General features: G+C 44.6%; 6 protein-coding genes. 2 read left to right on the top strand and 4 right to left on the bottom strand.

From position 1 onward, the window contains the following. Window positions 1-12 precede the first annotated feature (12 nt). The 4 genes from LDO37_RS16815 to LDO37_RS16800 form a co-directional block, all read right to left on the bottom strand. Window positions 13-4,209 (bottom strand): type I polyketide synthase, encoded by a 4,197-nt coding sequence (locus tag LDO37_RS16815; protein WP_126609903.1) that lies wholly within the window; start codon window positions 4,207-4,209, stop codon window positions 13-15. A 285-nt stretch (window positions 4,210-4,494) separates the two neighbouring features. Beyond that, on the bottom strand, window positions 4,495-6,225 hold the full coding sequence (locus LDO37_RS16810; protein WP_126609902.1) for an ABC transporter ATP-binding protein: 1,731 nt from the start codon (window positions 6,223-6,225) through the stop codon (window positions 4,495-4,497). Beyond that, window positions 6,225-8,003, bottom strand: coding sequence for an ABC transporter ATP-binding protein (locus LDO37_RS16805; RefSeq protein ID WP_185829941.1), 1,779 nt, complete (start codon window positions 8,001-8,003; stop codon window positions 6,225-6,227). Before LDO37_RS16805 ends, LDO37_RS16810 begins: the two co-directional genes overlap by 1 nt. A 224-nt stretch (window positions 8,004-8,227) precedes the next feature. After that, window positions 8,228-10,366 (bottom strand): TonB-dependent receptor, encoded by a 2,139-nt coding sequence (locus LDO37_RS16800; RefSeq protein ID WP_126609900.1) that lies wholly within the window; start codon window positions 10,364-10,366, stop codon window positions 8,228-8,230. A 1,082-nt stretch (window positions 10,367-11,448) separates the two neighbouring features. Here LDO37_RS16800 and LDO37_RS16795 point away from each other — a divergent pair. Continuing rightward, window positions 11,449-12,432 (top strand): helix-turn-helix domain-containing protein, encoded by a 984-nt coding sequence (locus LDO37_RS16795; protein WP_126610170.1) that lies wholly within the window; start codon window positions 11,449-11,451, stop codon window positions 12,430-12,432. A gap of 31 nt (window positions 12,433-12,463) precedes the next feature. Continuing rightward, the gene (locus tag LDO37_RS16790; protein ID WP_126610171.1) at window positions 12,464-14,347 is read left to right on the top strand and encodes a PfaD family polyunsaturated fatty acid/polyketide biosynthesis protein; all 1,884 of its coding nucleotides are present in this window, start codon (window positions 12,464-12,466) and stop codon (window positions 14,345-14,347) included.

The raw sequence follows: 14,347 nt of genomic DNA, 5'->3' as shown, positions 1-14,347 counted from the left end.
TTTTACTCAGGGTTACAGGCGTTTTTGCAAAGCGTTTCGCTTTTCGGATGACATCGTTTGCACTTTTATATAGGTCCGAGCAATGCGTTCCATGTTTGGATAGCTCGTCAGTAAATCTGCGAGTTCTTTTGGTGTTCTTGCGCTCATGAAGTCGGCCTGACCAATATCCGCCTTGGTGATCTTTCTCAGGCGAGACAGCAAGCGCACTGCGGTAATGGAATCTCCGCCAAGCAAGATGAAATCATCTGCGGGGTCGACCTCGGTTTGGCCAAGGATCTCGGTAAACAACAGTTGAGAAAACTGCACCAGTACAGGTTGGTCGCTGGCTATTTTGATGCTTTCTTTTGAAGCGCTGGGTTCAGCATCCGCATTGGTTAAACGCTCAGTTGAACTATCAGATGCTTCTTGCAGCAGCAAATCTAGAGAGTTTGGGGTCACAATGGCGTGTGAGATCCCTGAAGAAAGGACATCCCATAAGCTGGACAAGCCTTTTTGAACGGAAATGGCTTTCTTGCGATTTGATGTGAAAAGATCGTCGTTGTCATTCAATCCTCCCACTTGATCCCAGAAGTCCCATGCAATGACGTGCATCGGTATCTGAGAGCGTTGCTGTGCCAACATTTCGCAGTACAAATTGGAGGCGATGTAATCTGAACCACCGTATCCCGAAACTTCGGTGATGATAGAGCCGAAAATCGCCAAGAATTCTGGTTGATGTTTTTCAAATGCAGAGGCGAGTGCATCAGTACCTTGAACTTTCGCGTGGTGGTTCGGGCCCAAGTCGGTATCTGTTGTATCCGCAACCGTCTGCGACACATACCGACCCGCTAAGTTAAAGATACCGCCTACTTTATTGCCTTCTTGATCGAGCTGGCTGGCAAGTGCTGTCATGGCATTGACGTCATCGACATTGGCGGCGTGCAAACGTATCGTTGAGCCTGCAGCGATAATGCCTGCGAGATCGGCGTCTTGCTCAGGTGAATCGACCAATTCTGCTGAAATGTTTCTGCTGACCAAAACAAGGTGGACACCAAGCGGTGCGATGGTACGTGCAAGGCTACGCCCCAGAGCACCAAGCCCTCCAACGATGATGTAAGTTTTGCCCGCCGTGATTACGCCACCCGCGTCAGCGTTAGGTAGCGACAATGATGTAACTTGTCTGCGCCATAAAACCCCATCTCGTAAGCCGAGTGAATCGGCTTGCAGTCTCTCGTGGCGATTGCTGGCAGAGATTGCTCTTATTAGCTCTTGTTCATTTGGCGCATCGTTACAATCCAACCAAATGGCTTTAACTTTCGCGATTTCGAACGGCAAGCTACGAAGAATGCCGAGCGCTATTGATTGCTCTGCACATTGGGCTTCTTCTGAATGGACACTCGCCAGATTACGGGTAACCAAAGTGATGCTTTGGATGTTGTCGTTTGGCAGTAATTCTTGTGCAAGTTGGCGCAAGGTGTTTTCAGTATTTGGGTTCCAAGACAGCACCAAATGGCTTTTGCCAAGTGTGTTCAATTGACCCGATAGATTTTTGATATCAAGTGGTTTCTCGTCATCATCTATCCAAATAAGTGAGGTATCCCTCGCTTCATCACATTTGAACTCGTGAACTCGATGCCACTGGGGAACGTGCGTCCAACAGTTTGATTCGGTGCTTGCTGGTCCTTTGGAAACCGGTAAACAGTGCTCGACTTTAGAGAATGGGTAGCCGGGAAGAGGCACTTTGTTCCATACCTCAGAGCCAGTATTAAAGAGCGTTTCTATTGGAGCGCCGTTTACCCAAAGTTGAGTAATCGCAGTGAGGCAATCATTAGTTTGTGACTGCGCTGTGAGCATTAATGGCAGAGCGCCCGGAATATTACCGGGTCCAACCGCAAGGCGTTGCGCGTTTGGATAATCACGTTCGATAGCCTCAAGGTTATCCGCAAAAAGCACGGTGTGGCGAAGATGTTCTCGCCAGTATTGAGGCGTTGAAATCTTGGCTGGGTCGGCAAGATCTCCAGTCAAATTGCTGTATACAGGAATCGTCGGTTCGTTCAATGAGATGTGATTGAACAAGGATTCAAAGTCGCCAAGAATGGGCTCAAGAAGGTGTGAATGAAAACCATGAGACACCGACAGGCGGCGGAAGCGCCATCCTTGCTGATGTGCTGTTTCCTCAAAATGTTCAAGAGCGCTTTCTGTACCTGAGACAACCACTTGATTGGCTCCGTTGACGACTGCTAAGGAGAGATCGGGTGCGAGCTGTGCTTTGACACCTTCCGTTGAGGCATTGATTGCCAGCATGCCAGCATTCGGCAGTGATGCGACCAATCTGCCGCGAGCGGCAACCAAAGTCAGTGCATCTTTCAAGGAGAAAATGCCAGCGACGGTAGCCGCGACGTACTCTCCAATACTGTGTCCAAGCAATGCAACTGGATTTAGTCCACCCCCAATCAGCCATTGTGCGCTGGCATATTCAACGGCAAACAGAGCGACTTGTGTATTTTCGGTTGAGGAAAGCGTATTCAGGTCAGAATCAAAAATGAGGGGGCGAATGTCTTCATGCCCTTGGGAAATCAATATTTCAGCCGCTTCATCCAGAGTAGCTTTGAAGGTAGGGGCGTTTTGATACAGGTTTAACCCCATTCCAACAAATTGCGTTCCCTGACCAGGAAAGACAAATACGGCTTCGCTGCTTTTTCCGGTTTTGTTTACCGTGATCTGGTTTTTTAGCTTATTTGCTGCTTCTTCTGAATCCGAAGCGATGATTGCACAGCGTTCTGAGAAAGCGGTACGCCCCCACAATAAGCTCTTCGAAACATCCGATAAATTGTATTCTGTCGATGCCAGCTTTTCTGCCAACTCGTTTCTCATCGTGTCTAATGCGACGTCTGTTTTGGCCGAAAGAGGGATGATTGTGGCGTCTTGGTTTTGCTGGTTTTCGGCTTTTTGAGCAGGGCTTCGCGCCAAAATTTGATGCACATTGGTGCCACCAAACCCGAAAGAGCTCAGTGCCGCGAAGTCGTGGGTTTCTCCTGATACCGCAGTCGGTGTGAGCGATAAATGTGTACCACTCATGCCTAATTCTGGGTTTTCCCCATATTCTTTCAATCGAAGTGTTGGCGGGATAACCTGACGTTCTAATACGCCAATCACTTTGGTTAAGCCAGCAAGTCCGGCGGCGGCATTTAAGTGCCCCACATTCCCTTTAACAGAGCCAACATGGCAGTGGGTATTACGGTTGCCGTAGACGCGTCGTATTGATTCCGTCTCAATGGGGTCACCAAGTGGTGTGCCTGTGCCATGAGCTTCAATATAGGTGACGTTGTCAGAACTTACGCCACTTAAATCTAACGCTTCTTGAAGAACATCGGATTGTCCAGACACACTTGGTGCTGTAAAAGCGGCGCGGGCTGCACCATCATTGTTAGCGGCGCTGCCAGCAATAGTGGCGTAGATATAGTCGTGATCAGCCAGTGCGTCTTCTAAACGTTTTAGTACGAATACGGCTGCGCCATTGCCGCCGACAATCCCATTAGCGGATTGGCTGAAGGGCGACATGGTTGCATTAGGCGACATCACGCCGCCCGAGTCTGGGAAATAGCCGTCTTCTAAGCTCACGGATATCGAGGCTGCACCAGCCAAGGCCATATTAACTTCACCTTGCAAGAGAGCTTGAGTGGCCTGATGCACGCAAAGCAACCCGCTGGAACAGGCGCTTTGAGTCACAATGGCTGGACCGGTCAAGTTCAGCAAGTGGGCGACTCGAGTGGCGAGGTAATCTTTGTCGTTGCCAATTATCATGGCGAACATTTCGGCGGCGCTGTCGCTGAAGTCTCGCATGCCGACGTGTCTTAATACGTAATCGTTAAAACCACACGCAGCGTATACCCCTGTACGATCATCGGAAGAGCGATCACCATACCCTGCGTTTTCTAGAGCGTGCCATGCACATTCTAGAAAGACCCTATGCTGAGGGTCCATCAACGCCGCTTCGTTAGGAGAAAATCCAAAGAAATCAGCATCGAAAGCAAAACGTTCAGGCATAGAAAAACACGCTTTTATTACGTCATTCTCAGAGGTTTTTCTGACCAAGCCGTCGTTAGCCGATTCCAACATATTCCAGAAGACATCAACGTCTTTCGCTCCGGGGAAACGGGCGGATAACCCAATAATCGCTATTTGATCTAGGTTATCGGACAGGTTGTCGTTGGGGACGTTGTTTGTCATATCGATTCTGCTCCGAGTAAGGGGAAGGATTTCTATTAAGTAACGTTCGATTCTAATTCAGCTGTTTTATGTGGTGCTGCTCGTGAAGGGAGACTCTACTGCCTAAGCCGGAGAAATGAGTAAAGTTGGGGAGAGAACAGGAAAATCAGAAACAGGCAGGAAATAACCGGGTCAATGCAATGCGTGTAGCGATATGCTTGTGAAGAAGTGAAGAAAAGTTTTCGCCTGATTCTGAAAACAGAATCAGGCGAAATATTTACCCTTAAGTTGAGTACTCAAGCGCTTTTAGCTGATTAACCACGTGGCATTTTCTTGCTGTAAGGTCCACATTTGAGCGTAAATACCTTGATTCTGCATCAGCTCTGAATGGGTCCCTTGCTCGTGGATGCCCGATTTGTCCAAGACAATAATATTGTCGACGGATTGAATCGTTTTTAGCTTATGTGCCACAACAATAACCGTTTTGTTTTGGCTGAGAGTATGTATGGCTTGCTGAATAGATAATTCGTTTTCAGGATCTAGAGACGCTGTTGCTTCGTCTAGCAACAAGATAGGTGCATTTTTAAGTAACGCACGAGCAATGGCGATACGCTGTTTTTCACCGCCGCTGAGCCTTGCTCCCCCTTCGCCGACTCGACTAAAAATACCGTTGCTGAGACGGTCTATAAATTCCATACACTGTGCTTGCTCACACGCCTTAATCACCTCTGCATCTGTCGCGTTAGGTTTACCAATTCGAACATTATTAGCAATGGTATCGTCGTACAAATAGACATCCTGAAATACCTCACTCATACACGTATAAAGCGTGTGTAGGTTGAGTTCTCTGATGTCAGTACCACCGATGGTGACTTTGCCTTGTGTCACATCGTAAAAGCGGGCAATCAGGCTAAGTATTGTCGACTTGCCTGTTCCGCTGTAACCCACCAGAGCGGTAATCGAATTTTGTGGGAAATTCAGCTGGATGTTATTCAGAACATTGTCGTTTTGATAGCCAAACGTCACATTGTCAAACCTAACGTCGAAGGTGCTAGGAGGCGTGGAAATGGTGCCAGTGTCGATGGATTCAATGCTGAGTACTTGCTGAATACGCTTCAAAGATTCATTGAGGTAACGTAGGTGTAGAATATCAATCAGTAACGCCTTGAGAGGGCTAAATGCTAAATAGCCAATAACGAGGAAAACCAGCACCGTCAGGGAAGATAACCCCGATTCCGCGAAGCGCTCCAGTGAGCCCCATACCATGGCGAGATAAGCGAGATCGCAGAAAACAAAAGATATCAGCACCATAGGAGCACTTAGCATTTCTGTTCGGTAACACGCTTTGCGGTATTCATTCAAGCTATTCTCCAGACTTTTGAAACGTAATCCGGTTAGGTTGAATGCTTTTAGGTGCTTCATTCCCATGTAAAATTCTAAGAATTTGCTCGCCATCTCTCCGCGTAGCTTTATTTGTTTATGACCCAGCCATCCCACTAGACGATCCGAAGCAAAGACAAAAGGAAACAGTAGGAAGATACCCAGCAGCAGTATAGAAGCTAAGTAGAAATCGAGCCAAAACAGAAAGCCCATCAATATGATGGCTGAGAATACGCTGGTAACGACATTGGTGATGGCCTGAGAAAACAAAGATTCTACGACTCGGACATCCTGAGATATTACGGAAGAAAGAGTGCTGGGTTCATGCTTTACAAACACCCCCAAACTGATTCGGTATAAATGGGTGCCAATATCCATTCGCAACTTTTCTGACAACTTAAAGCTGAGACGATGGTTACTTAAATTGGCGTACCACGATACAAACAGTTGAACCACGAAAGATGCCGCCATGACTGCAACCAATAGCCATACGGTGGAAGTGTTGGTGGAGGGGGCGAGTAACTCTCGAAGAATAGCGACCAGCAGTACCACCGGAATAGACAGCAGTAATGCGTGGCAAAAGTGAAGGACGAGGGAAGAAGCAAAGTGTTTTTCGTGACCTTTAATTGCAAAAGTAATATTTTTTAGCAATTTCATTAGTTTTGTCCTCCACCGAGGCTGAACTCTCGAGCGCTTTGATGCGCTTCCCACATTGAAGCATACAGATTTGACGACTCTAACAATGAGGTATGAGTACCTGCAGCGACAGTTTTGCCCTGATCAAACACGACGATTTGAGCAGCGTTAACAATGGTTGAAAGACGATGCGCGATGACGATAACGGTCTTACCCGGAATGATCTGACTTAGCGCTTTTTGGATTGCGGATTCATTGAGTGCATCAGCAAACGCAGTGGCTTCATCTAGGATAAAAATTGGGGCGTCTTTTAAAATGATTCGAGCAAGTTGGATGCGCTGAGCCTGACCGCCACTAAGCCTTAATCCATCTTGACCGTACTGAGTATCATAGCCAGATGGAAGGCTTTGAATAAACTCGTGTGCTTGAGCTAACTTTGCCGCGCGCTCTATCTCTTCTCGTGAATGCCCTGCGCCCATATCAATGTTCGCCGCGATGGTATCAGCAAACAAGAAGTTGTCTTGAAATACAAACGATACGATATTCATAAGATCGTCGTATTGGATGTTCTGTATGTTGACGCCACCGATTTCAATCGCCCCTTGGGAAGCATCGTGAAAGCGGGCCAATAATTCTGCGCATGTACTTTTACCCGCACCACTAGGTCCAACTAAAGCTGTTACTTTTCCAGCAGGAATGGATAGGTTTATTCCTTTCAATGCGGAGTTCACTTCTTCATCCGAATCGCCTTTGTAGTCAAAATGCACATCTTTGTATGTGATGCTGTAGTCCTGAGGTACTTGGGTAGGTGCAAGAGCGTGGTGCATATCTTTCTGGTTGATAAGATTGCTAATCCGCTTAGTGCATTCAAGGGTGTCTGAAAGTGAAGATGCGAAACCCGAAAGACCCAAGACGGGCTTCAAGTAAGCCATCCCGACGATGAAGAATAATAATAGGACTGGCAGCTCGACGGAGTTTTCGAAGTACAACAACAAGCCAACCGTGACAATAGGCAATAAGCTATTTGAAATAAAAGAAGTTAAAGCGGAGTACATGGGAGCGACGCGTCGGTAACTCACTGATGAAAAGAGAGTCAGGTCTTCAACGGTATCTCGATAATTCGCAAATGACTTCGCCTCTTGCCCAAAGAGCTTCATGACGTTCAGTGCCCTTACGTATTCAACAATGACGCTGTCCATCTTTTCGACTTTTTGGTGAAACTCGCGCGTCATTTCAGCCGTACCTTTTGTCATGACGGCTAGCATCATCCACAACAAAAACAGAACAAATGGTGCAAGGCTTGCCAATGCTAATCGGTAATCTACCGTAAACATAAAGACCAAAACGACGATAGGTAAAACGATGGCTTTGACGAGGTCGGGGATATTGTGAGCGATAAACACTTCAAGCTTTTCAACGTCATCCACAAGAAGCTTTTTCAATGCACCTGACGTACGTTTTTGTAGGTTTCCAAGTGACATGGAACTCATTTTGTTGGCGATTAAAACGCGAAAGCGGAACAAAATTTCGTAAGCCGCCATATGAGCAGTGACTGCTGATAAGTAAAACGAGAAATAGGCAATGACCATTACCCATGCGGTAGAAGCGACCTGATTTCGCAGTTCATCCATAACTGGGCGTGTACTGCCAGTCATGGGTTTGATGATTTCCAGCATTAATAAGTAAGGCGCAATGCTGAGAATGCCGTAGATTGCGGCTAATACTGCGGCAGCAATCAGTAAAAATCGTTTTTGTAAGACGACTTGCTTAAAATGATTCATACCTGTTTCACGTTCCATTTCTTTCCTACAAATATGTCGTGGCATTGATATGGGTTGGGTGTTCATGCAAGTTCAAAATGCAGTGACAAAGGCACCAACCCACACGGGTAATCGATTCATTTGGGTGTCAAAATCGCTTACCCCTCAGTTAAAATGTTGCGATTAGAGCAATTCAATTTTTAACGTCGAGCTAAGCGATTTATCCCATACAAATGTGGAACAATTACTGGTCCGGATTGGTATCAGAAGCGGTATCTTGCGCCGATGCCCATTTCACGTGGTTTTCCAAATGTGATGATAGGGCCACCATACGGGTATGCAGTACCTGATGTTTTATAGCTGGTGTCAGTTAAGTTATTCACGTACGCATACACTTCGCCGTCATAAATTTCATAACCTACTTTCAGGTTTGCAACGGTATAACCGCCTTCCTCAAGTGTGTTCATTGAATCGAAGTACGTTTTTCCGTAATTCACTATGTCAGTTCGAGCATAGATACCAGAAGCGTGATTATATTGTGCGCCAATATTGAGGGAGTAAGCGGGAGTTCGTTCGATTTTATTGCCAGCTTTAACCTTCTGACCAGACGTATCTAAGAAATCACTACCGTATTCGGCTCTAGTTACACCTAGTGCAGCATTGAGCTGCAAGCTCTCATTAACAATATAATCGGCTTCTACTTCCAGACCATACGAGTGGGCTTTTTCCACATTGAAGGTTCTAAAACTCTTGTCCGCTAAGGAGAATGAAAACGCATGAATGTCTTTGATGTCCATATAGAATACGGCTGCAGACATCATTAAGCGCTCGTCCAGTAGAAGACCTTTTGTTCCTATTTCATAGCTTAATGATTGTTGCGGCTCGAACTTGTTTTTTTCTTCGTCAGCATTGTTTGCCATCATGTTGAAGCCACCAGGCATGTAGCCAGCGCTGATACTGGTGTAGGCAGACCAGTCTCTATTGAAGCGGTAATTAAGTGCGGCTTTAGGAAGAAACGCTGTCCAAGTTTCTTCAGAGTTCAGCTCAGAGAAAGGCTTTCCGAGAGTGACGTTGCCATTAACAACGGGCGTGAAATAGTAATCGAGATTGGTACTTTTCTTGATTCTCTGGTAGCGACTTCCAAGCAATAGCTCTAGATTGTCCGTGAATGGTATTGTTACCTGACCAAAAACTGCTTGTGTCTGACTATTGTTATCCGAGATATTAGTATAGTTCATGCCAGCGAACTGAGATCCAATACTATCGTAGTCGGTTTGCTCTTTTTCAAAGTACAGCCCTGTTACCCAACGTAAGCCAGATTCAAGTTGGTTTGACCAACGTAATTCTTGGGAGGTGGATTCAAGAGTCAAGTTTTCAAAAGAAAAGCCACCATCTAAGGATACTGGTCCAATTTTAGGAATAAACGTAGAATTTCCTATGCCATAGTCAATATCCGTGCGGTATTCAATCTTCGTTTTACGATGAGTGGTGATAGCTTCAAACTCGCCGTATTCACTCTGATAATTTAAGTTAAGCCCCAACGAATTGGTGTCGGTTTTAAAATATGAATCTTGGTCGTAATTCGTATTTTCGAAATCCGAACGCTTGGCGTTGTTAAAACCATCTACCGTACCAGCGGTGCCGCCATCCAAGATGCCTTCGCGACCTTTTTCATTCACCAGCAAGAGTCTGGCGCTGAAGTTTTCTGTTGGGGTGAGTAGTAGGTTCGCACCGAGTCGGTGGTTCTTTTTATGGTTGGCTTTATCATCCAAATTGGCATTGGTGTTTTTCATCCAGCCATCGTTATTGGTTAGTTCACCCCATAAACCAACAGAAAATAAGTCGGGGCTAACAGCTCCCGCTGTACTGAATGCCAATCGGTGTGAATTGTAGCTTCCAATCTCAGCGTCAGCCTGGCTCTCCCAATCTTGACCTGGTTGCTTGGTCACGACATTGATGACGCCACCAATGCTGTCTTTTCCATACAAAGTACCTTGAGGGCCGCGCAACACTTCAATACGTTCAATATTGACGAATGGGAAGTTGTACGCATAGCGGCTGCTGGTAGGAATGCCGTCTACGTATATCACCACTGGGTTGTTCCGCGTAAACATGGAAGCGTTAATACCTCTAACATTCACTTCTGCGCCAGTGATCCCCTGTACGGTATGCATGTTTGGGATTTGTCGAATAAGCTCGTTGACATCTGTAATGCCTCGCTCTTCAAGCATCACTTCGTCAATCACGGTAATGCTCTGCGCGACGTCATTAATATCTTCATTAAACTTATTGGCGGTAACAATGATCTTTTCTTGCGTTGGTGCTTCTTGAGCTTGGAGCTGCAAAGATAGGACGCAAGCCGCAGTAAGTAACGGGACTCTATATATAGAATGAATCTGCATTTTTTATTTCCTTTAAAGATTAGCGACTAGCAGAGTAATTTAGATTAAAAGCTCTAATTTGAGTGATGTGTTAAATCTGGCTTATAAGCCGCTTAATAATGTCTTGAATCTGTCTTTCATTTTTCAAAGTTAATTCGAAGTCAGGCTCTAGCTTCCAATTGACTGTATTGTTCTTCGATATTTAGCGCATGATGCGACAATAAAATCATTGAAAATAATACAACTATCCTTTATCAGACCACTTTATGAGGTGAGCCTGCCTTATAAGGATGTTTTGATTCTATTGGTTTTCTTATTTCTTGGGACGTAATCTGATATATCTAAAATTAAAATATATCGATGTTTTGTAGTATCTTTCTTGTTACACAAATGTATATTTGTTTAATTCCTCATTAACATGTTTCTAGTGCTGATAAAGTTTCATCTTCAGCTTATGTTTTACATTAAACATGTATTGCGTGTCATTGATCGCAATACATCATGTGAAATCGGGAAACATAGTAATGGGAATGAGAATGACTATCAACTAAATTATAACCAATTATTATTAGTCATGATTCTTGTATTGACATCAACTTAGGCTCCGTTTATAAATCTAAATGATTATCATTACGGATTTTATCAATTAAGTTAGAGAAATGGGCTATCATCGAAGCTTATGAAGTGTCGATACGTTTGTCTCTGGTGGCTATCACTATAGGGTTGAAACTGGGGATATATTCTAGCTAAAGGTATACCTCTGATTTAAATAATATTTAAGATTCAAAATTTAAGTATATCCGCTTAAAGAAAGGTGGAGTCTAGTGTGATATCGATCCGGATTTTTGAGTATTAGAATTTGCATATATTATTATTTAGTTAATGCGAATATAAGAAAATTGTCTTGTTTTAGGTCTAGTGGTTTACATGAATTTCAAATGACGCGCTTAAATGACGTCAATATTATTTATTCGATTGAATTCATTATTATTAAGTTAATTAAGAGACCTCTAAAGACCAATATATATCTTCGTCAGAGAATGTCGGGTACTGCTGTGACCATTTTCTTGTGATCAGGTGGGTGCCAACCTAAGGGTAAATAAATGTTATTTAATACGTATTTTTGTGATTGGCGCAAAGGTGACGTCATGCCTGTTGATATTGAAGAAAATAAGTCGACGAAAAGGCAGAAAAAAAGCTGCCTAAGAATAGATCAGCGCATACTCATGATAAAAACGGAGGGTGCACCCAATTATTTGGATTTTTTAGATATAGAACAAGACGATAGAGTTATTCTTGTTTATATTGCCTCCGAAAGAAGTGAATCAAATAATTATGCCTCTAAGCACCCGCTGAAAGTTTTTATTGATAAAAGTAAAAGCAAAGAGATTGAGCGACAACTGTCCTACATTGAAGACGATGACGTAGTCATAAGCCTTATCGTTGCCAAAGAGTATATCGAGCAATTAGTTTGCGTAAATTGCCTCAAAACTTTTTTTGGTGGGTTTGCCTGTTCAACAGAAAGTATCGCGTCATCGAGTTTTAATTTCCTCCCTCACGGTCATGTTTCGGCAATACTTCACCAACTCGTAGAGGCGAATTCGTATAACGAATTGCAGACCTTATTTGCACAAGCAAAAGTGTATGAGCTGCTTAGCCTAACGCTCGACAATATGGGTGCAGAACTGAATACGTGCAGTCTGTCTAAGGGCGATATTGCTCGCTTACATCAGGCACGTGATTTACTGGAACAAAACCTAATCTCGCCTCCCTCTCTGATTGATTTGGCTCATGAAGTTGGAATCAATGATTTTAAGCTCAAAAAGGGGTTTCGGGAGCTGTTCCAAATTACCCCTTACGCTTACCTACGCCATTACCGAATGACCGTCGCACAGAATATGCTCGCGCGTCATGACATGTCCGTTTCTGCTGTTGCCAATGCCGTTGGATATAACAATCTAGGGCATTTTGCCAAAGCATTTCGCAAACAGTTTGGTCTGAAGCCAAAGGATTTCAAGCAACAACAACGTATGTTGAAGTCGCCTAATCGAGAGATGCTTCAGATGAATTCTGCCTGTGAGAACTAAACATAATATGCAATTTTAAAGGGTCTAATTAATGAAAATTACTGCCGAAACACTTGGTAATCCGGCATTCCAAGAATATTTTTCTACACAATATGCATATTATTGTGGCTCCATGTACAAAGGTATTGCCAGTAAAGAGATGGTCGTTGCACTGGCTAATTCTGGTTTTCTAGGTTTTCTGGGTACAGGGGGGATGCGCTTAGAGGAAATCGAGAGTTCTTTAGACTATATATCCAATTCTCTTTCTATGTTTGAACCTTACGGTGCAAATATCTTACCTTCATATAACAACCCTGAGCTCGAAAATAAAACGATTGATTTATTGCTTAAGTACGATGTTCGTGTTGTTGAAGCTTCTTCATACGTAGAGCTTTCTCCTGCACTCGTTCGATACGCTTGCAATGGGCTAAGACGCGGTACTGATGGTCGAGTAATACGTAAAAACAGGGTCATCGCTAAATTATCAAGACCCGAAGTGGCTCGAAGCTTTATTGAGCCCGTGCCAGAGTCGGTACTTTCAAACCTAGTCGAAACTAAGCTAATCAGCCGTGAAGAAGCTGAGTTAGCCGCAACACTTCCTCTTGCTAGTGCAATATGCGTCGAATCTGACTCTGCTGGCCACACAGACAGCGGTATATCCTTTGCGCAATTCCCTGCGATTAAATCTTTGGCAACATCACTCACAAAAAGGAATGCCTCAGAAAAAATATTGGTTGGTTCCGCTGGAGGGCTTGGTTCTCCAGATGCAATCGCGGGTGCCTTTGCCATGGGAGCGGACTTTGTAGTAACGGGCTCGATTAACCAATGCTCTGCTGAAGCTAATATCAGCTACGAAGTGAAAGACATCTTACAAGCGCTCAGTGTTCAAGACACAACTTATGCCCCTTCTGGTGACCTTTTTGAAATGGGCGCTAAGGTACAAGTGGTCAAGAAAGGCAGCATGTTTGCACTAAGAGCGAATAGGCTTTATGAGCTTTATACCCAATACGACAGTCTTGATTCCCTCACTCCTAGCATTATAGATGAGCTTGAAACGCAATATTTCGGCAAGTCGATCTCGGACATTTGGGAAGAGACGAGCAACCACTACCAAAAAGCAAATCCCGAGGTCCTAAAATCGGCTGCAAACAATCCAAAAACCAAAATGGCATTGGTATTTAAGTGGTACTTCGTGCACACAACGCGAGTTGCACTTGAGGGCAAAAAGAATGGTCGAGGGGATTACCAGATCCACTGTGGACCTGCGATGGGTGCATTCAATGAGATCGTCAAAGGCAGCTCTTTAGAAAGTTGGCAAAAGCGCGGTGTCGCTGAAATTGGAAAATTTTTGATGGAAGGTGCTGCATCCGTCCTTAGCGATCTCTATGCAGAGCAATCAAGTAAAGCCTTTGAACAAACAAGAAAAAGTGCCACTCCAAAAAGTACAGCCAAAGTTGCTAAGACCGATGTTGAGGCGGCTATCAGCGAGCTTGAAGAAATAGTGGACGTTCAGCTGGATGCCTCTGACTGGGTGACGGTGACGCAGGAAATGATCAATCAATTTGCCGAAACCACATTGGATGAATATTGGCTTCATGTCGATCAAGAGCGTGCAAAGCAAGAGTCCCAATTCGGCGACACCATTGCTCATGGTTTGTTGGCACTTAGCCTCGTTAGCCATTTCCGCGAGCAGTGTTTTCCTGAATTCCCTAGTAACGCCACTGGCATGGTTTATGGCTTCGATAATGTCAGGTTCATCAACCCAGTGCCGGTCAATAGTCGCGTTAGAGGGGTATTTACTCTGAAGGAAATCGTAAAGAACCCAGATAACTCACTGACCACAAAAGCCAAATTTTCTATCGAAATACATGGGAATCCAGTACCAGCATTAATCGGTGACCTACTTGGCTACATCACATTTTCTTCCGGAGAGTAA

It is taken from the genome of Vibrio penaeicida, assembly GCF_019977755.1.
GTDB classification, from domain to species: Bacteria; Pseudomonadota; Gammaproteobacteria; order Enterobacterales; family Vibrionaceae; genus Vibrio; species Vibrio penaeicida.
Note: the sequence above shows the minus strand (reverse complement) of the source record. Positions and strands in the feature narration are given on the sequence as shown.

Coding starts and splice junctions, on each gene's coding strand:
- LDO37_RS16815 (WP_126609903.1), bottom strand. CDS start 4,209: ATGACAAACAACGTCCCCAACGACAACCTGTCCGATAACCTAGATCAA.
- LDO37_RS16795 (WP_126610170.1), top strand. CDS start 11,449: ATGTTATTTAATACGTATTTTTGTGATTGGCGCAAAGGTGACGTCATG.
- LDO37_RS16805 (WP_185829941.1), bottom strand. CDS start 8,003: ATGGAACGTGAAACAGGTATGAATCATTTTAAGCAAGTCGTCTTACAA.
- LDO37_RS16810 (WP_126609902.1), bottom strand. CDS start 6,225: ATGAAATTGCTAAAAAATATTACTTTTGCAATTAAAGGTCACGAAAAA.
- LDO37_RS16790 (WP_126610171.1), top strand. CDS start 12,464: ATGAAAATTACTGCCGAAACACTTGGTAATCCGGCATTCCAAGAATAT.
- LDO37_RS16800 (WP_126609900.1), bottom strand. CDS start 10,366: ATGCAGATTCATTCTATATATAGAGTCCCGTTACTTACTGCGGCTTGC.